Source organism: Fuerstiella sp., from assembly GCA_022447225.1.
Taxonomy (GTDB): Bacteria; Planctomycetota; Planctomycetia; order Planctomycetales; family Planctomycetaceae; genus S139-18.
Genome location: JAKVAZ010000013.1, coordinates 132690 through 153535, shown reverse-complemented (window position 1 = coordinate 153535; position 20846 = coordinate 132690). Strand labels below are relative to the sequence as shown.

Here is a 20846-nt window from a genome sequence, read left to right as displayed (position 1 = left end):
TACAGAACTGAGCAGGCTGCATTGCAGGAGTCAGTAAGTGCTGCCGATATCAACCGGCCAGGAAAATCTAAGGTAACGCCGTGTATCGTGTTGCGGTCACTGGAACTGACCTTTCATATGTTCTCCGTGCTCACCACGGTATCCGTCTTGATTCTGCCGTCGTACCGGACGAACATGCCCGACCGGTAATACGCAACTGACGCCGTAACAGATCACCGGCATCAGATTCAAACATCGATTTCAAACCACAGTGATATCCAGGGGCTGAGATGGCCGACTTTTCCTGAAAAGGCAAAGCTTTTGTCTGAGAATTCCGGCCGGTCATTTATGATGTCAGTATCGGGTTCATATCGGTAAGCAGCTCATTGTTTGCCTGACATCACCAATAGTCAGATCAAACGTGCTGCAGTAACAGGCGTCCCGTCACTGTCTGGAGAGAACACATGCCAAAACGAGTCACATTCAATCGTCGACAGGCCCTGGGCGCACTGGCCGGATCAGCAGCGGCCACTGTAATGAGGCCGAACCGGGCAGACGCAGCGGATGAAAACTCCGGCAGAACGAGCCTTGGGCTCGTCAGAAACTGTTGTCGACTGCGACGAGACTTTGTGCAGCAGAGCCAACCATCGTTTGATCTCTATGAGCCGCTGAATTTTCTGGCCTACTGTCGCGAACTCGGAGCCGGAGGAATGCAGATCGAGCTCGGAGCGGACAAAACACAGGAAGCGAAGCATCTTCGCAAAATTGCTGAAACATCGGGTATGTACATTGAAGCAATCATCAATCCTCCCCGTAACAATCAGGACATCCAGCGGTTTGACGCGGAAATGAAGCAGGCGGTTGCGGCTGGAGCAAAGGCGGTCCGCACCGTGATCATTTCCGGACGTCGGTATGAATACTTCGATTCCCTGAATACGTTTCGAGAGTTCGAAGCCCGTGGCAGACGTTCACTGGAACTGGCGGCTCCAATCGCAGAAAAACATCGTTTACCGCTGGCTGTGGAAAACCACAAAGATCATCGCAACGATGAACGGGTGGCTCTGTTCCGACACATCGACAGTGAATTCGTGGGAGCCTGCGTCGATACCGGCAACAGCTTCGCTCTTTTGGAATCTCCAATCGAAACGGTCAGAGCCCTCGCCCCGTGGGCACATTCCGTCCATCTCAAAGATCAGGCAGTTCAAATAACCAGCGACGGATTCTGGCTGGGCGATATTCCACTTGGTCAGGGATTTCTTGATCTCGAAAGCATGGTGAAAATCCTGCGTCACGCTAAACCCAACATTCACTTCAGCCTGGAACTGATCACTCGTGATCCAATCAAGGTTCCTGTACTGACACAAAAGTACTGGGCCACATTTCCAGATGTCCCGGGGCGGGATCTGGCCCGCACTCTGCGCACGGTACACGAATCCGCAGCAGAGGAACTGCCGTACGTCACATCTCTGTCACCGGAGAAACAGGTCGAACGGGAACATACCAACGTCAGAGCAAGTCTGACCTGGGCCAGAGATCATCTAGGTCTTTAACACTGTGAATGACCGGCTGTAAGATCAACTCCGTCGATCAAAAACCCGTTATGAAGACAAATCAACAATCAACGCGTCGCGAGATGCTCCGCAAGAGCGTGACGCCTGCATTGCCGCTGTTTGTTCCGGCGCATGTACTGGGTGGCCGGGGACGGGTTGGAGCCAATGACCGCATTCACATTGGAGTGATCGGCACCGGCGCCCGCGGCAAATATCTGATTGCCAACATGCCGCCGGCCGGCCGGGTCGTATCGTTGTGTGACTGTTCATCGTCACGAATCGACCAGACCCTCCACCCAGCGGGAAAATTCCTCAAACCGCTGGCGCAGTTTCGTGAATCTGAAGCACGACACTGCACGTCCTATCAGGACTATCGACAGATGATCGATCGGGAGAAGCTCGATGCAGTCATCATCGCTACGCCGGATCATCATCATGCACAGGCAGCGCTGCTGGCCTTTCAGGCGTTGCTGGATGTGTACGTGGAAAAGCCACTGGCCCTCACCATTGCCGAAGGCCGCGCGATGGTCAACGCAGCAAAGCGATATAAACGCATCGTTCAGGTCGGCAGCCAGCAACGTACGATGCAGGTGAATCGTTTCGCATGTGAATTTGTTCGCGATGGTGGTCTTGGAACATTATCGCGGATCGATGTGCCAAATTTTCCCGGACCGATTCCCTACGACAACCTGGACGACCAGCCGGTTCCGAACCACCTGGACTGGAATCTTTTCCTGGGGCCAACACCAGTACGAACGCATCATCGCAGGCTGTGGGTCAAGGACGAGTTTAAAGTCGGAAATCTGCTTTGGCGAGGCTGGGACTTCTGGCGAGACTACTCAGGACACGGAATGACGAACTGGGGAGCCCATCGCCTTGACATGGTCCATTACGCACTGGGGATCGACAACGGCGGACCGGTGGAAATCCATCCGCAAAAGCAGTTGCTCAGTGCTTCGCTGGCTGATCGATGGAAGAAAGTGACGCTGCCTTTCGGCACTTTAAAAAATCGCAATGCCGACGAAATGCGGTTTTGCCCGGTTACAATGCAGTATGCCAACGGTGTCGAACTGCGATTTCACCCCGATGCCGAAGATGCCGTGTTTTACGGTGACCGCGGCAAACTGTTAATCAAAAGAAACGACTATCGCGCGGAACCTGCCGATCTGATTCCTGCTCCGGATCCACAGGAGCAGGCCAGATGGAAGGGTGCCGGTTTCGTGGCAAGGCCCCATATCGAAAACTGGCTGGACTGTATCCGCAGCCGCAAAACGCCGAATGCGCCGATCGAGGTCGGCCATGGGGCTGCAACGGTTTGCCATCTGGCTAATATCGTCCGCGAATTGGGACGATCGCTGCGCTGGGATCCCAGCAACGAAGTTTTTCCCGATGATGCCCAGGCCAACCAGCTTCTCAACCGCCCTCGCAGAACAGGATTCGAACTGCCAACCTGAGATCAATTGGTTCTTCGTTGCGTTCGTCCGTAACAAACGCTATGAGGTAGGGACAGGCATACACCAGTTTGGTAACGCAAGCGATGAGATTTGAATGGCTGACACCCCTGCTGAGGCTGCACTGGTGGGTCACGTTGCCACTACTCTGCCTGTTTGGATTGAGTCAGGCTGAATCCGGTACTGAGGAAGAGGCAGGGCTCGACTTTTACGAACGGCGTATTCGTCCGGTACTGGTGAAGCATTGTTACGAATGCCACTCTGCCGATGCAAAAAACATTCAGGCCGGACTTCGACTCGACACAGCAGGTGCGATGCGATCCGGTGGCGATTCAGGGCCCGTTATTAATCCGGGCCGCCCCGAACAGAGCCTGCTTGTTGACGCGGTTTCTTATTCCGGTGAAATCAGCGACATGCCTCCCTCCGGAAAACTGCCGGAGAGGCAAATCAAAGATCTTCGCAAATGGATCGCGATGGGGGCACCGCTTCCGGATGACGATTCATCCAATGCGCCACAACCCAAAAAATCTGTATCGATCGAACATGGACGCACATTTTGGTCATTTCAGCCTCTGAAGTTTCAGAAGCTTCCCAACGTGGACATGCGGGACTGGCCAAAGCGACCACTCGATCAATTTGTACTTCGAAAGCTGGAAGATCACGGATTTCACCCGGCTCCAGCGACAGATCGACGGACGTATATTCGACGCGTCAGCTTCGACCTGACCGGTCTGCCTCCCACGTTAGAACAGATCGCTCGATTTGTATCGGACAAAAGCAAAGACGCATTCGAACAACTCCTCGATCGTTTGCTGGCTTCCCCTCACTACGGGGAACGCTGGAGCCGACACTGGCTCGATATTGCAAGATATGCCGAGGACAATCCCACCAGCGAAGACACCTGTAGACCACCACTGTACCCCTGGCCCTATCGTGACTGGGTGATCCGGTCGCTGAATGATGACACGGGCTATGACGAATTTGTGCGGCGGCAACTCGCCGCAGATTTGATGAGTGAACTCGGTCCGGAGCAGATCGCCGCAACCGGTTTCCTGGGTGTTTCTCCGGTCTATCACAAGGAACCAAGATTATCGGCACCGGTCATCTCCATCATCGCTGCTGACGAATGGGACGAACGGCTGGACACGGTCACCCGTGGCCTCCTGGGACTCACCGTGGCCTGCGCCCGCTGTCACGATCACAAGTTCGATCCGATTCGTATGGAAGATTATTATGCATTGGCCGGAGTGATGGCGAGCACACAGCTTGTCGAATGGCCGCTTGTCGAAACCAGTCACGCCGAGGCAACTGCACTGACCCAGACGCGGCAAGCGATCGTCGACTATGAACAGCGTGTCAACTACGCTGAACAAATGCAGACGGCTGCTAAAATCGAGCAGCGTCCTGGCAAGATCTATGAAATGCTCATCCGCAGACATCAGGAAACTCTGGAGACACTGAAGCAGCGGGAGCTTTTCACGGGGCCGATTGCCAATGCCGTGCGCGATGCAGGCGTATGGGTCGATGGCCGGGATCCCGACTGGACAGTGATGGAGTATCGTGCAGGCGAGCCACGTGATCTGCCGATTTTCATTCGAGGAAATCCAAACAATCACGGAAAGGTTGTTCGGCGGCGATTCATCGAAGTGCTTTCCAACGGCCCTCCCAGGCCGTTCCACATCGGCAGCGGACGTCTGGAACTGGCGGACGCTATGTTCACAGACGCGCAGGCATTAGCCGCGCGTGTGATCGTCAATCGGGTCTGGGGATGGCACTGTGGCCAGCCTTTGGTCCGCACGCCCAGTAACTTTGGAGCGCAGGGTGATCGCCCTTCGCATCCCCGGCTGCTGGACGACCTGGCCCGGCGTTTTGTGGCTCACAACTGGTCATTAAAATGGCTGCACCGCGAGATCATGCTTTCGGCAACTTATCGCCAGGCCTCACAGGGTTACGATGAAACAAAAGGGCACACTGCCGACCCGTCAAATCGGCTGCTGTGGAAAATGAACCGATTGCGGCTGGAACCTGAGATTTGGCGGGACGCCGTACTTGCGGTCTGTGGTCGCCTTGATACCACTATGTTCGGCAAATCAGAAAATCTTGACGAATACGAAAACCGTCGACGTACGATCTACGGCAAAGTAAGCCGCCAAACAAACTCTTCCGTACTACAATTATTCGATTTCCCGGACGGAAAACGACATGCCGATCGGCGTGTACTGACCACCACACCACTCCAGCAGCTTTATTTTCTCAACAGCCCGTTTCTGCTTCAGCACTCAGCCCTGATGTCTGAAAAGGATGGCAAGTTCAGATCATCCTCCGTACAGCGATTGTTCCAGACAATCCTGCTGCGCCGTCCGGATGGTGATGAACTGAAAAACGCCGAAAAACTTTTGACTTCCGCCTCCTCACGTCAAACCGGACTCCACCTGCTCGCCCATTCTCTACTGGCCAGTAATGAATTTCTTTTCGTGGATTAGCAATGGCACTTTTTTCTGATACTCCGACATGTGGTACACGGCGAGAAGCGCTACGTTCACTTGGTGCCGGAATCGGCGGTGTGGCTCTGGCCGATTTGTTGTCCGAAAACCGAACATCCGGAAGCATTCCGCCAAAACAACACTTTGTGCCGCGCGCCAAACATGTCATTTTTCTGTTCATGAGAGGTGGCCCGTCACACATCGATTTACTGGATCCCAAACCGCTGATTACGAAGTATGCCGGTCAGCGACCGGAAAGGGTCAAGCTGCGAACCGAGCGGGTGACTCGGGGACTCATGCCTTCACCGTTTGATTTTCGGCGTTACGGACAGTCCGGTCTGGAAGTCAGCGACCTGTTCCCGAATATTGGAGCATGCATCGATGATATCTGTGTGATTCGGTCGATGGTGGGTGGCAATCCAAATCATGCTCCCGCGGGCAACTGGATGTTCTCCGGCCGAATCGATCAGATTCATCCGACACTCGGCGCCTGGATGTCACACGGTCTGGGAACAGAAAACCGGAATCTGCCTGCCTTTGTGTCGTTGAGAAAAGCCGCGACCCCGTCACGGTACGTTCGCCACGGTTATCTGCCCGGCGAGCACCAGGCAACACCAATCGATGTCTCAAAGGAGACTCCTGAACAAATGATCGCGCACCTGCGAAACTCACAGCTGACTCCGGCAGATCAGCTTCGCCAGTTTGAGTTTCTGCAGCAGTTTAACCTCAGACATCGGGAACGTCGCGCCGGCGACGGCGTGCTTGACGCCCGAATCCGATCCATGGAAACAGGGTTCCGAATGCAGTTCACCGCCGGTGAAGCCTGTGATTTAAGCCGCGAGACAGAGTCGCTGCGCCAGTCGTATGGTGACGGATGGTTTGGGGACGGCTGTCTGCTGGCCCGAAGGCTGGTCGAACGTGGGGTTCGCTACGTGCAGCTCGAAATCAACCAGTGGGATCATCATAGTGACATCAACCGCAAGATTCGTGAAGCCACCCGGGAAGTTGATCAGCCGATCGCGGCATTACTGAAAGATCTGAAACAACGAGGTTTGCTCGATGAGACACTCATCGTGTGGGGTGGTGAGTTTGGCAGGACACCAGTTTCGGAAAACGGAAACGGCCGCGATCACAACCATTACGGTTTTTCAATGTGGATGGCCGGAGGTGGAATACGCGGCGGGATGACCTACGGTGCAACGGATGACTTCGGCTTCAAGGCCGTGAAAAACATCGTCACCGTCCACGACCTGCATGCAACGATTCTGTACCTGCTGGGGCTGGACCATGAACGACTGACCTACCGATACTCCGGCCGTGATTTCCGTCTCACAGATATTCACGGGCATGTCGTAAAAGATATCATTGCCTGACCCGAACGTTTGGGTTTGACAAAAGCAAAAGCGTCTGGCTCCCAGACGCAGAATTAACGTCAAACAGCAGCACCATTCATTGACACAGTGACTGCCGGTTTTCCGGAATACAGCCTGTCGACATGCGGGACCGACTGCAGTCACAGGCACAATTCCACAAACGCTGCAACATCGGCAGAAAAGTCCGGTTGTTTGAAAAAGCGAGGCTTCTGTGTGCCATTCTTACTCGAATATTCCTGATGCCAACGCTGTAATAATACTGTGCGGTTCGGATCAAATGAACAAAGGTCTGATCCAGGCAGTCACATGGCGATCCGAACTGATTTATTCCTCCGGAGAATCCCGTGAACGCTTTGATGTGCCGTCCAGGCATCAGCGTTGCAGCGTTACTCCTGCTTGCATCAAATGTGATGATGGTCTGCGCGGAAGACATCCTGCCGGCGGATCGGGATTTGTTTGAAACACATGTTCGCCCCGTCCTGGTGAAGTACTGCATCAAATGCCATGGTCCAACCAGACACGAAAACGGCCTGCAACTGGATTCAGCGGAATCGATACTGACCGGTGGCGATTCCGGACCGGCCGTCATTCCGGGTCAGCCGGAACAAAGTTTGTTGCTTCAGGCATTGAGATACGAATCACTGGAAATGCCTCCGGACGGACCTCTGGAAGAACGACTGGTGCGAGGTATCAGAACATGGATCGATGCCGGCGCGCAATGGCCGAACGGCATGAAACTTCAGCCCGTCAGCAAGTCGACAGCCGCTGACCGCAACTGGTGGTGTTATCAGCCGATTGAGGATCCGCCGGTACCCGACGTGGTCGATAACGGATGGTGCCGCAACGAGGTTGATCAGTTTATTTTTGACCGAATGAGCGCGAACGATGTTGAACCATCAAACGAGGCCGCACCGTCCGTACTGGCCCGTCGTGTTCACTTTGCTGTTACCGGTCTTCCACCGGATCAGTCAGCAGTGCGTTATGTCGACGGCGATGATGATTACGAAATGCTGGTCAACCAGCTGCTGGACAGTCCGACCTACGGGGAAAACCAGGCACGTTTCTGGCTTGACCTCGTGCGATACGCTGATTCCGACGGTTACCGATCCGACGGTCCACGACCATTCGCAAAACTCTACCGCGACTACGTCATTCGTTCTTTTAACGCCGATAAGCCCTATGACCGGTTCGTAGTCGAACAGCTGGCCGGTGACGAAACGGATCCGGGTAATCGGGATGCCATCATCGCCACCATGTTTCTGCGTCACGGGATTTATGAACAAAACCAGCCGGACGTCGAACGCCAGTGGCGCGAAATTCTGGACGATATCACCGAAACCACAGCGGATGTGTTTCTGGCGCAGGGAATCAAATGCGCCAGGTGTCATGATCACAAATTTGATCCGATCACTCAGCAGGATTACTTCCGCATACGGGCATTCTTTGAGGCCATTCAGCCCACAGAAGTCATGCCGGTAGCAAATATTGCAGACCGAACTCAGTTTCACGATCAACAAAGCAAATGGCTGGAAGCAACCGACACTGTCAGACGGCAGATCCATAACATCGAAACACCTGTTCTCCTGCAGAACGCCACAGGGGAACCTTTTGACAAATTCGTACCACGGCTCAAAGCAATGATGCTTAGCCGCCCGGCCTATCGGTCTCCCTATGAACACCAGATTGCCTCGTTGGCGCTGCGTCAGATGAAGCTGCATCCCGGCAAGCTGGCCGAACAGCTGGACAAAGCCACCGAAGCAAAACGCCGGAAATTGCGCCAACAGCTGTCAAAGTTCGATTCCATAAAACCGACCGCGCTGCCAACGCTCAGTTTCGTGGTCAGTGATGTTGGATCGGTTGCTCCGCCAACCTATATCCCGGACGATCCGAATCAAACACCGATTGCGCCCGGATTTCTATCTGTATTCAACGACGGCCCGGCAGAAATCAATGCTGTTCCCACAGGCCTGCAGTCAACCGGCCGTCGATCGACTCTGGCAGGATGGATTACGGATCCAGCCAATCCACTGACCGCACGAGTGATCGTAAACCGAATCTGGCAACAACACTTTGGTCACGGCCTGGTGAACACCAGCAGTGATTTTGGACATCTCGGGACCCTCCCTTCTCATCCGCAGCTCCTGGACTGGCTGGCCAGCCGATTTGTAGAAGATGGCTGGAGTCTCAGAAAACTGCACCATCGTATTCTGACATCATCCACCTGGCGTCAGACGTCTCAATGGACACCGGGTGACCGGCGGGCAACACTCGATCCTGACAACAGACTGCTGTGGCGAATGGATTGTCGGCGACTGTCGAGCGAAGAAATTGTGGATACGATCCTTTATGCCAGCGGCGAACTGGAAACAGTCAGGCGAGCCGTCTACCGCCCCGTGATGAGAAACAAACACGACCCGCTCCTGGCCACGTTTGATTTTCCTGATCGAATTCGCAGTATCGGTCAGCGGCACCGAACAACCACGCCGCCTCAGGCACTTCTGCTGATGAACAGTCCCTGGGTGCACGATCGGGCCACTGCGATGGCTGAAACCCTGAATGCTGTGTCTGACTCCCAATTTATACAAAAGGCATATCGCCGGCTGTACTTTCGTAATCCGGAGGATGTCGAAATCACGTCGGCACGACGTTTTATGAAAGCGTATGGATCCAACAATCCGGAGACGCCGGCAGCTGAACCTCAGGTGGCGTTCCTGCATACACTGTTTAATTCCAGCGAACTGATTTATGTCGATTGAATCCGACAGACTTCTCCGGCGTGACATGCTGCTCAACAGCGGGAACGGATTTGGCGCGCTCGCGCTGGCCGGTCTTATAAACAGTGATACGACGGCAGCATCGATGCCGTCTCCCCTGACGGCAAAACTGGCGCCCCGTGCGGCACAGGCAAAAAGTGTGATCTTTTTGTTCATGGAAGGTGGTCCCAGCCACATAGACACATTTGATCCCAAACCGGCGCTGCAGCGACTGGCCGGACAGCGAATTCCCGACAGCTTTGAACGAGTTATTACGCCCATGGGAGAATTCGATTCTCCGGTGTTGCCGTCTCAGCGTTCGTGGAAACAACACGGGGAAAGTGGTCTGTGGGTCTCCGACTGGCTGCCCCATACGGCAAACCATGCGGATGATCTGGCCGTCATTCGTTCCTGCTGGACAAACGGAATCAATCATTCGGGCGGTGTGTGTCAGATGAATACCGGCAGCCAGTTTGCCGGACGCCCGTCGCTGGGCAGCTGGGTGACATACGGGCTGGGCAGCACCAACGAAAACCTGCCCGCCTTTGTGGTCATGCAGGACACACCCGCCACCATCACCAACGGGCCGCGCAACTGGAGTGGAGGATTCATGCCGGCGGTCTACCAGGGAACAGCATTGCAGGTGGAAGGCCCGCCTTTTGCCAACCTGGTGTCGCCCGATCATATCAGTGATTCACAACAGCGTGTGAAACTCGATTTCCTTCGCCGGCTCAACCGCAGGCATGCCAGATCCCGTCCGGACAACAGCGATCTGGAAGCCCGCATTCGAAGCTATGAACTCGCCTATCAGATGCAGTCGCATGCTCCCGAAGCTGTTGATCTGTCACAGGAAACGGCCGCCACTCGACAACTTTATGGTCTGGACCGCGAAACCACAGCGGCCTGTGGTCGCAACTGCCTGCTGGCTCGACGGCTGGTTGAACGCGGAGTTCGATTCGTCCAGTGCTATCACGGTGCGGGCAATAAATGGGACGCTCATACCAAAATCGAACAGAACCATTCAAAGATGTGCGGGCAGATGGATCTGCCGGTGGCAGGCCTGCTGACGGATCTGAAGCAGCGCGGGCTGCTGGATGAAACACTGGTATTCTGGGGTGGCGAGTTTGGGCGGACTCCGATGAGTGAGAAGGGGGATGGTCGTGATCACAATGCAACCGGATTCACCATGTGGATGTCGGGCGGAGGAGTCCGGTCCGGTTACGCCTACGGTACGACCGACGATGTCGGACTGCATGCCGTCGAAGATCGGCTGCACGTCCACGACCTGCATGCAACGATTCTGCATTTGATGGGTATCGACCATCGGGAACTGATCTATCTGCACAAAGGTCGTCCCGAACGCATTGATGAAAACGAGGGGCAGGCCTACGAGCAGATCGCTGCCGTGTGATTCGCTGTAAAAACCAGCTCGCGGCAGCATCAGAACATTCACACCAAATACAGTCGCTGAACAGCCGTGAACACGTCGGTTATGATCTGAATCAGCTATCCCCGTGCCACTGCGAACGACAGCTGCCACTTACCACGTCTCACCAGTTCGGAACAATGTCACCGGCAATACGGTTCCGTGTCATGTCACACCGGGGCCAGCGACGAAATTCCGACTTTCCTTAACATTTGCATGAGTTCTGTTCCGTTCCTGTATTTACTTTTCGAGTCTGTTGTAACGCGGTCCGGCATGACCTTTTGTCTGTTTTTTTGATTCGGCGTTATCATCGCTGCAGACTGACAGCCATTGCGGCCTGATGGAACACCTGGGCCCCTGGCACTGTCCATGAAGCACATTCACAGATAACGGCATCAGAAAAAAGTCCAGTGGTCTGCGGGGGAAACGAGGTACAGGCACCTGCAGCCGACAGGCATGCTGCTCATTCAATAACGAGGCAGACTGTTATCAATTTCCTGAGCCCAGACGTCGATTCCGCCGGTCATATTGAACACACTGCTGAATCCCTGTCGAAGCAGCCACCGAGCCACCTGCAGACTTCGACCACCATGATGACAATGTACAACCACATCACAGTTACGGTGGTGTTCCAGCTCATCAACCCGGTCCTGTATTTCGCTCATGGGGAGCAAAATGGCCCCCTGAATATGAACATGGTCCCACTCACTTTGTTCACGACAGTCCAGCAGCAGGAAACTGTCGGACGAATCGAGTCTGGCTTTGACGCTTTGGCAGTCAATTTCAATCGATGACATGATCACGATCCGAACGGTGTCACACCAGAAAAACTCAACGGAATCCCGGAAACTCATTTCAAGTCACAAATCGTATCAATCCTTCAGCACACAATCGAATCGATCTGTACAGGGAACTGCAGAATCAGAAGACCACCGCCGACTCGGTCACCATCCCCGTATTTAAGTCGGCAGTGACCAGACGGTCATCAGAGGACTGAAGGTGGCCTGTTCTATCCACGTTGGAGCGATTTCAGCACTGACAGGCAGGACCGTGAGAAAGATGACGGTGTTCTGCCGGTCCTGCGGATTGTTGGAAAACCGGAATCGAGGTATAAGCGAACTCGAGTGCTGAACCGTCAGCATCAGGATGCGGAAAAAGAGAGAGAACGATGGGACTGTTTGACCGACTCAGGACCGGATTAAAAAAAACCAAAGATATTCTGCGGACCGACGTACGCGATCTGTTTCGTGCCGGCGACATTCTGGACGATCAACTGCTTCAGGACTTTGAAGCACGACTGATTCGAACCGATATGGGCGTTCGGGCGACCGACAGAATTGTGTCTCGGCTGCGTGAAGATCATGGCGGCCGAACGGTGGATGTCGACGCTGTGTGGGCCACGGTTCGCGGAGAACTCGTCGATCTGCTTAAGGGAGACAGCACCGTCAAATGGGATCTGGACAATCCGCTTTCGCCACTCACACAGGCAGAGTCGGGTCCGACAGTCATTCTGGTGGCGGGTGTGAATGGCGCCGGCAAGACAACATCAATCGCCAAAATCTCGAACCTGCTGCAAAAACAGGGACACCGGGTCGTGCTGGCGGCGGGGGATACCTTTCGGGCAGCTGCTGTGGAACAGCTGGCCATGTGGAGCGAAAGGCTGGGATGCGAGATCGTCCGCAAAGAACGCGGGGCCGATCCGGCGGCTGTCGCCTGGGAAGGAGCCACAAAGGCCGTCGAAACCCAGGCGGACTACCTCATCGTGGATACGGCCGGTCGCCTGCAGACTCAGAAGAATCTGATGGACGAACTCCACAAGATCCGTCGAGTCATCCAGAAGGTCATCCCGGACGCTCCCCATGAGAGTCTCCTGGTACTGGACGCAACCACCGGACAAAACGGACTCAGTCAGGCTCGAAGTTTTTCAGAAGCAGTGGAATGTACCGGACTTGTTCTGGCCAAACTGGACGGAACAGCCCGCGGCGGGGTTACTGTCGCCATTCGTCAGGACATGGGCATTCCGGTCAAGTACATTGGCGTTGGCGAACAGATTGATGACCTGGAACTCTTCGACCCCGACGGATTCGTGGAAGCTCTGTTCGCCGCATAATACGGAACTACGTTGACCACAGTTTTGAGATATTCCGACGAATCTCAGAAGTGTCTGCGGAGATCAGTCTGTCGGGATTTTCCAAGTCTGTTTCAGACAGTACACCAAACGATATCAGTTGGAACGCCTCCTGAATTCTGGCCGGAAGGAACCGAGTGATTCGGGACAGGGAACCCAGATCGCTGCGACGCCGATGATGGAAATAATAACGTTCGGGACGGCAGACGGTCAGATTATTTTTTGCTCGCGTCATTGCCACATAGAACAAACGTCGCTCTTCTTCGATTTCTTCCGGTGAATCGGTTGCCATATCCGAAGGAATGTTGCCGTCTGCCGCATGAATCACATACACCGAATCCCATTCGAGCCCTTTTGCTGAATGGATGGTGCTCAATATCAAATAGTCCTCATCCTGCCACGAATCTGCAGCAGGTTCCTGTGTGGACGCCGGAGGATCCAGCGTCATTTCTGACAGAAACTCCCTGCGAGTTTTATATCGGGCTGCGATGACTTCCAATTGTCTGATGTCATTGATCCGAGCCTTCGCGTTGTCGTAGCGGGCTGTCACCAGCGGACTGTAGAAGGACCGAATCTGATGGAGATCAGTTGCCGGACCGACGTCAGACGAGTCAGAACGTTCGGCAATGCTCAGCAGCAATTCAACGAATGTCCGCCAGTCGTTTTTCAGTGCCGACGGTGGTTTCCAGTCCAGCCAGGCATCAAACCGACCTCCGGTTTCTCTCAACAGATTAACAAGAGTGCCCGCTTTGACCTGTCCGATGCCCGGCAGCAGAACCAGAATTCGAAACCCGGCGATTGCGTCGAATGGATTCTCTGCCAGTCGAAGGAACGACATGACATCTTTGACATGCGCGGTTTCAAGAAATCGCAGCCCGCCATGTTTTTTGAATGGAATATTCCGCCGGCTTAGTTCAGCTTCGAGTGACATACTGTGATGAGACGCCCGAAACAGGACCGCCTGGCTCCTGAGCGCTGTTCCCTGTTCTCTTTGTTCGAGAATCCGATCAATCAAAAATTCACTCTGAGCGTCTTCGTCAGCACATGTCGCCAGTACAGGGACAGCTCCATCACCACGATCTGACCAAAGCTCCTTGTGATGCCGCTCGCCGGCCTCAGCGATCACAAGATTGGTGCAGTCCAGAATTCGTTGTGTGCTGCGATAATTCTGTTCGAGGGGCATCACAGAGGTCTCAGGAAAATCATCCGGGAAATCCAGAATGTTGCGGACGGTTGCCGCCCGAAAGGAGTAAATCGACTGTGCATCGTCACCAACAGCCGTCACTCCGTGTCCGTTTGGTGACATTTGTTTCAGGATGCCGGCCTGCAGCACATTGGTGTCCTGATATTCGTCCACAAGGATGCGATCGAACTTACTGCTGAGTATCTCGCTGCCACCGGTCGATGCGGCCAGCGCGTTCCAGAACAGCAGCAGATCGTCAAAATCCAGGACACGCTGCTGTTCCTTGCGTTCAGCAAACAACGTAAACAATCGCCCCAAAAGCTCTTCGTGTTCGCAACACCAGGGAAAGTGTTTCCGGAGAATCACATCCAGGGTTTGCTGCGTATTCACGCAGCGGCTGTAGATGTCAAGGCAGGTGCCCTTCAACGGGAACCTGCTGCCGCTTCCCGGCAGCTTCACTTCCGATCTGGCCAGATTCATCAGATCTTCGGAATCACTGCGATCAAGGATAGTAAAATCCGGATGCAGGCCAATCAGGTGACCAAATCGCCGCAGCAGTTGAGTGGCAACCGCATGAAACGTTCCACCCTGAATCTGACGAACATACCTGCGTTTGGTGATGTTTGGATTTGTCCCGGCCTCAGCATTCAGCATCAGCAGAATACTTTCGACTCTGCGAAGCATTTCCGTGGCGGCTCGACGGGTAAACGTCAGTAGCAGAATCCGGGCCGGATCAACACCCGACATGATCTGCCAGGCGACTCGATGAGCCAGGGTTGTGGTTTTACCGGTGCCGGCACCGGCGATGATCAGCAATGGAGATTCACCGTGAACCACAGCTTTATACTGCTGTAAATTCAGGTGTCGCAGTAATTCGGGAACTTCCGGGTCCGGCTGCGACATGAATTCTAATTACGTCCGCTAAAGTCTTCCTGGGTATGAAACACCATTCTGTCATGTCTCGTCGTCCGATCCAACCAACGTCGCCCAGACCGCATTATCAGCTGAAATCGACCTGGCATCCTAACCGGAGGCATGACCTAACATGTTTTTTTTAAAGGTGTTACGACACATTTATCTTTGATCCCGAGTCCCGAAAATTCGCTCCAACGCAGGTGCTCGTCGCGTCGTAAACATATTACCCCGCAGTTCCGGCCTGGTTGCTGACTTCACTCTGCGCGGGAGCGTCCAATACCATCATGATCCCGCATCGCTGAATTTCCAATGAATGCATTTCCGGTCCTGGCTCAGTCAACTGCTGTCACTGACGTGAACTGGGGCCCCGCATGGCTGGTGGCCCTCGGGTTTCTGTTCGCCCTGATTGGGTTTGGCTACTGGACCCGGGCCGGCATTATTGCCCGTGCCACAACCAAAGAGGCAGTGCGCCAACCGCTGTTTTTCCTGCTGCTGGTGATTTCAGGATTTGTCCTGCTGGTGAACACGTTTATCCCGTTCTTCACACTCGAAGCTGATGTGAAGATGCTGAAGGAGTGTGGTCTGGCGACCCTGCTGATTGCCGGCGTTCTGCTGGCTGTCTGGACGGCGGGCACATCGATTACGAATGAAATCGAAGGCAAAACGGCCATGACTCTGCTGTCGAAGCCCATCAACCGGCGACAGTTCATTCTGGGCAAGTACATTGGAATTCTACAGGGGACATTGTGGCTGCTGGTTCCGCTCGCCATCATCTTTGGGGTTCTGATCTTCTACAAAGTCGGACACGATCAGCGTGAAATGTCAGAGACTGTTTCACCATTGTTTGAAAATACGATGGTCCTGGGGCTCAACCTGCCCATGCCTCATCCGGAACGAATGGCGGTGGTGAACCAGGTGATTCCCGGAGTGGTTCTGGTGTTCTTCGAGATCGCCGTTCTGGGCGCCGTCAGCGTGGCGGTTGCCACCCGACTGCCAATGGTCGTCAACCTGGTTGTCTGTTTCGCCATCTTCGTCATCGGCAATCTGACTCCCATGATGGTCTCTCAAAGTGAGCGTGTCATTCAAAACGAAGCAGTGACATTCGTCGCTCGTTTGATCGCAACCGCTGTGCCCTCTCTGGATGCATTCAATGTGTCAGCAGCAATTGCGACAGAAACACAGGTGCTGCCTGCCTATCCTGGCACCGCCCTGCTTTACTGTATTGCCTACGCAACCGCAACAATTCTGTTTGCGTTCATTTTGTTCGAAGACAGAGACCTGGCATAGACTTCAGATCACTACCCGGTCCAAGAGCGGTTGCAGTGGAATCACTTAACAACGGATTCCTCCCTTTCTATACGATCTTCAGGTTCGCCTCACCGGATGTCGCGTTTACTGTTAGTATATTAGCACTTAGGTCAGCGTAATTTCCCGGATGTTTGCCGGACGGGCAGAATTCAGCAGGCTTGCCGCCACTACCGTTGTTCCGGTACCAATGCACGGGTAGGTTGTTGTAGTAGGGCCGTTTCCGGATTCCTGTCTGCAAAAAAGGCGTGTTCCGTGTCTGAAGCAAATCTGTTCAGTCGGATCGTATCGACTCGGCAGTTGTTCCGTCCGGCCCTGCTCGGAGCAACAGTCTGCGCCGTTGCGGCGTCAGTTTGTCTGGTGGGTTTCATTCTTTGCGCTGGGGCGATTACCGGACTGATTCAGGTACGAATTGCCGGCCAGGGTGAAATGGCTCTGCAATCAGTACTGCAGGACGACACATTTCCAGAGCGGATATTACGGCAACTTGTCGATCAGATTCCCCTGCTGCGTGAGAATCGTTCGCCCCTGCCCGTTCTTACGGTTGCCGGACTGATATTCGTAGGACTTCGGTGGCTGCTGCAGGCAGCGGTCTCGGGTCAGTCGTCCGCATATGCGTCTGTACGCGTTCGCAGATTGCGGCAACATCTGCATCGGCAGTCTCTGCGACTGAATGCAGGAGACCTTCACGGAGAACGTATCGATACGAGTCGACGTTTGTTCCGGGAGTCAGCCGATCAGGTTCAGACCTCAGTCCATCAGTGGACTCGACTGACAATCGGAGGCATGGCTGATCTGGTTGCTTTACCTGTGACCTGTTGTCTTGTGCACTTTTATGCAGGCATGGAATGTATGATTCCGGTCGTCGCAGGCTGGTTTCTGATGATGATGGAGGAAAAACGTCTGTCGAACACTTCCGACCTGCTGAGCGAACAGGTGGACCGCAGTCTGAATCGCCTGGCTAACGGTCTGGAAAAATCACGAATCGTTGCGGGCTATGGCATGGAGTCTTTTGAACATGAGCAATTTGAAGAGAACCTGAATGCCTTCGATCGACACCGTGGACAGGTGAGTCGTGAACTGCGTCGGGGTGTCTGGGTAAATCGAGCCATTCTGATTTTCGCCGCCGGCGCTCCTAGCTGGATTCTGTTACGACATCTGCTGACAGACGATCAGATCGGCCTGTCAGGCATTACGATCATTGGAATCAGCCTGGTGCTGCTTTATCAAACACTGCGTGCATTGCAGCTTTCTCAGGACTACGAGCTCCGAGGCAGTGTCGCCGCCGAAGAAATCAATGAATACATTCGGTCTGTACCGGACGTGAGTCAGGTCGTACGCGCACGGTTCCAGGAGCCTCTGTCGCGCAACCTGCAGTTCGATCAAATCTGCGTTGACACACCCGACCACCCGAACCTGCTGAATCAACTGGACCTAAAAATCGATGTCGGCCAGCGAGTGGCTTTGATTTCCCTGTGCTATGAAGAAACCAGTGCGCTCGTGAGTCTGGTTCCCCGATTGAACGATCCACAAAGCGGACAGGTACTTCTTGACGGCAGAAACATCCGACAGGCGACGCTGGAATCGCTGCGAGCCGAGTCGATGATCGTCTCGGGGATGAACAATCTGTTCAACGCCACCGTGCTGGAAAATATCACATGCGGACAGGCTGACATTTCGAGGCAACAGGCGATGGAAGCCGGAAAAATTGCTCACGCGGAAAAATTCACACGACAGCTGCCGAAGGGCTACGAAACTCAGGTCGGTGATTACGGTGTCCCGCTCGATGCCGGACAGGCGTTTCGTCTGGCCATCGCACGTGCCATCGTTCGCAAACCCGCATTGCTGTTTATCGAAGAACCTCATGTTTCGCTGGACAGCGAAACCAAGGCACTTCTCGATGATACTTTTGATCGAATCTGTCAGGATCGAACAGTCGTCTTTCTGCCCTTTCGGCTGTCCACCGTCAAAAAATGTGACCGGGTGGTCCTGCTGAATGATGGTCGAGTGGTTGCGGACGGCCCTCACGATGAACTGGTAATCAGCTCTGAATTGTACCGTCACTGGGAATACATTCGTTTTAATGTATTCCGATCCGGCGAATAAGTTCTTCCTGATGTTTTCCGGGACGCATTTTGTTTCACCAGGAAAGACCGGCCCGTGGAGCTCAGTGACTTTGCAAGATGTGTCCTGTCATCCGAACAGCTCGACAGGAAACTGGCCGTTCCGGGTGAGACGTTTTCTGACGGATTAGAACATGAAGCAGAACGAGTGATTCGTCCTGCCCGTCCGGAGCAACTGCAGTTTGCCGCACAAAGAACAGCGCCAAAAATGCCAAAGGCTGCTGCTCTGAAAGATCCCCGCAAGCGCGCGATTGCACATCACATCATGGCGAACCACGAACTGCAGGCTTTGGAAGTCATGGCAATGGTGATTCTGGCTTTCCCTCAGGCCCCGGTTGGATTTCGCCGGGGTGTGGGTGAAATCATGCTGGATGAACAACGGCATACCCGACTACACGTGCAACGTGCAGCAGAACTGGGTATCCGGTTCGGTGAACTGCCGGTGAACGGCTACATCTGGACCAGAGCAGTCGGATATGCAAGTGTGCTGGAATACGTCTGCGGTCTCCCACTGGTATTTGAGGGTGGCAACCTGGATCACACGGCCGAATTCGAAGAGTACTTTCTGGATGCCGGTGATCGCCGCAGCGCCGGAATTATGCGTTCCATTCACCGCGACGAAATCCGTCATGTGGAATTTGGACTGAAATGGCTGCGAAGACTCAAACCACCAGGAATGGATGACTTTACGGTCTGGGAACAGAACCTCACATGGCCCCTGCGCCCGTCAAAAGCACGCGGCAAACTGTTTCTGGAAGAGCCCCGTCGTGCAGCCGGAATGACAGAAGAATTCATCAGTCGATTACGAGAATGGGAAGAAGCAGAAAGCAGCGATTGATACGAATTAACTGTCCAGAAAGGGTTTCACTCGTCGCGCCGTCCTGATTTCGGTATCAACATGATCCTAAGTCGTGTTCAGTGAAAAATCTTTCAGGTCAATGCACAGCACCGCTGTCCGTGAAACACTGTCGATTTGCTCACTCTAACCGGAACAACCGGTACTCCTCTGGAAATCCGCGGTATCACCGACTGACTCCGACGATAATGACGTAGCGAGACAGCAACTCGCCAAAACCTCAGTCCGAATACCGTTTCATAAACGGTTTTTATTCGCCGTCATCGTTCAACCCCCTCTGAACGGTGACGGCGATTCTTATTGCGCAGCAAACCACTTCGTTCAGTCACAGCTGTCAGACCTGCCGCACACGACCATGCCCCGCAGAAAAAAACCACCCGGACAGATTCGGTTTTCCCGGATGAGCCTTCAGAATCCCTCTGCTTGGGAATCGGGATTCATTGCGTATCTGGAATCGGAATGCGGGATGTCACCTAACACGGTGCTGGCCTACCGACGTGATCTCACAAAGTTTCTGAACTGGAATGAGCAGAATCAGCGCAAATCGGTTCACGAAGTCGACATTCCCACCATGACCGCCTTTCTTGATCATCTGACGCAACAGGGCCTGGCAGCAACCAGTATTGGTCGGAACCTGGTCGCGGTCAGAATGTTCTTTCGTTACCTGATGCTGGAAAATGTCGTCGCTGAAAGCGTGGTCGACCTGGTTTCGTCACCCAAACTTTGGCAGCGTCTTCCCAAAGTTTTGAGTCCTGAAATGGTCGAAGACCTGCTGGCGGCTCCGCAGGGCTCAATCGATCGATACGCCCGCCGTGATCGGGCAGTTCTCGCTGTAATGTATGCAACCGGATGTCGAGTATCGGAAGTCGTTGATCTCAGACTGTCAGACGTGAACCTGACAGAACGCTACGCACGTTGTACAGGTAAAGGCAACAAACAGCGGATGGTGTCGATGAATCCGGTCGCAGTGAATGCGATCAATCGGTATCTGAATCTGGAGCGGCCACTGATGGTGGGAAACGCCTCTGATGACAGAGAATATCTGTTCGTTTCCCGAAGCGGCAGACGACTCCGGCGCGAAGCGGTGTGGGAGTTAATTCGTCGGTATGCAGCGCGCGCCGGTTGCGGAACCGATGTTAGCCCACACACTCTGCGTCACAGTTTTGCAACGCACCTGCTGGCACGTGGAGCCGACATCCGGGCATTGCAGGAAATGCTGGGGCATGCCAGTATTCGTACAACTCAGATTTACACTCAGGTCGATCACTCAAGACTGAAAACAGTGCACAGCCAGTGCCATCCGCGCGGTTGAAATAAGCCG

At 54.1% G+C, this 20846-nt stretch carries 13 protein-coding genes; 11 read left to right on the top strand and 2 right to left on the bottom strand.

Annotated elements, in window-relative coordinates:
- Positions 1-443 precede the first annotated feature (443 nt).
- From MK110_15700 to MK110_15675, 6 genes are all read left to right on the top strand, one after another.
- Positions 444-1529, top strand: a complete 1086-nt coding sequence (locus tag MK110_15700) for a sugar phosphate isomerase/epimerase (protein MCH2212748.1) — start codon at positions 444-446, stop codon at positions 1527-1529.
- 50 nt (positions 1530-1579) lie between these two features.
- Positions 1580-2983: a Gfo/Idh/MocA family oxidoreductase gene (locus MK110_15695; protein MCH2212747.1), complete on the top strand. Its 1404-nt coding sequence runs from the start codon at positions 1580-1582 to the stop codon at positions 2981-2983.
- A gap of 83 nt (positions 2984-3066) precedes the next feature.
- Positions 3067-5463 (top strand): PSD1 and planctomycete cytochrome C domain-containing protein, encoded by a 2397-nt coding sequence (locus tag MK110_15690; GenBank protein MCH2212746.1) that lies wholly within the window; start codon positions 3067-3069, stop codon positions 5461-5463.
- Positions 5464-5465: 2 nt separating this feature from the next.
- Entirely contained in the window at positions 5466-6836 is a 1371-nt protein-coding gene (locus tag MK110_15685; protein MCH2212745.1) for a DUF1501 domain-containing protein, read from the top strand.
- Positions 6837-7180: 344 nt separating this feature from the next.
- Positions 7181-9592, top strand: a complete 2412-nt coding sequence (locus MK110_15680) for a PSD1 and planctomycete cytochrome C domain-containing protein (protein MCH2212744.1) — start codon at positions 7181-7183, stop codon at positions 9590-9592.
- Positions 9582-11000, top strand: coding sequence for a DUF1501 domain-containing protein (locus MK110_15675; protein ID MCH2212743.1), 1419 nt, complete (start codon positions 9582-9584; stop codon positions 10998-11000). The genes MK110_15680 and MK110_15675 overlap by 11 nt, the downstream gene beginning before the upstream one ends.
- A 482-nt stretch (positions 11001-11482) precedes the next feature.
- Here the strand turns inward: MK110_15675 and MK110_15670 are convergent, their stop codons facing one another.
- Positions 11483-11812, bottom strand: a complete 330-nt coding sequence (locus MK110_15670) for a rhodanese (protein MCH2212742.1) — start codon at positions 11810-11812, stop codon at positions 11483-11485.
- Positions 11813-12183: 371 nt separating this feature from the next.
- Here MK110_15670 and ftsY point away from each other — a divergent pair, with 371 nt between their 5' ends.
- On the top strand, positions 12184-13125 hold the full coding sequence (ftsY, locus tag MK110_15665) for a signal recognition particle-docking protein FtsY (GenBank protein ID MCH2212741.1): 942 nt from the start codon (positions 12184-12186) through the stop codon (positions 13123-13125).
- Positions 13126-13132: 7 nt separating this feature from the next.
- On the opposite strand, the gene MK110_15660 is transcribed toward ftsY, so the two are convergent.
- Entirely contained in the window at positions 13133-15229 is a 2097-nt protein-coding gene (locus MK110_15660) for an ATP-dependent helicase (GenBank protein ID MCH2212740.1), read from the bottom strand.
- Between the two features lie 321 nt (positions 15230-15550).
- On the opposite strand from MK110_15660, the gene MK110_15655 reads away from it, so the two are divergent.
- From MK110_15655 to xerD, 4 genes are all read left to right on the top strand, one after another.
- The gene (locus tag MK110_15655) at positions 15551-16528 is read left to right on the top strand and encodes an ABC transporter permease (protein MCH2212739.1); all 978 of its coding nucleotides are present in this window, start codon (positions 15551-15553) and stop codon (positions 16526-16528) included.
- A gap of 273 nt (positions 16529-16801) precedes the next feature.
- Complete coding sequence (locus MK110_15650) at positions 16802-18652, top strand: ABC transporter ATP-binding protein/permease (GenBank protein MCH2212738.1); 1851 nt, start codon at positions 16802-16804, stop codon at positions 18650-18652.
- A gap of 54 nt (positions 18653-18706) precedes the next feature.
- Positions 18707-19507: a ferritin-like domain-containing protein gene (locus MK110_15645; protein ID MCH2212737.1), complete on the top strand. Its 801-nt coding sequence runs from the start codon at positions 18707-18709 to the stop codon at positions 19505-19507.
- Between the two features lie 484 nt (positions 19508-19991).
- Positions 19992-20837 carry a site-specific tyrosine recombinase XerD gene (gene xerD, locus MK110_15640; GenBank protein MCH2212736.1) on the top strand — a complete coding sequence of 282 codons (846 nt, stop codon included), beginning with the start codon at positions 19992-19994 and terminating at the stop codon, positions 20835-20837.
- Positions 20838-20846: the final 9 nt, after the last annotated feature.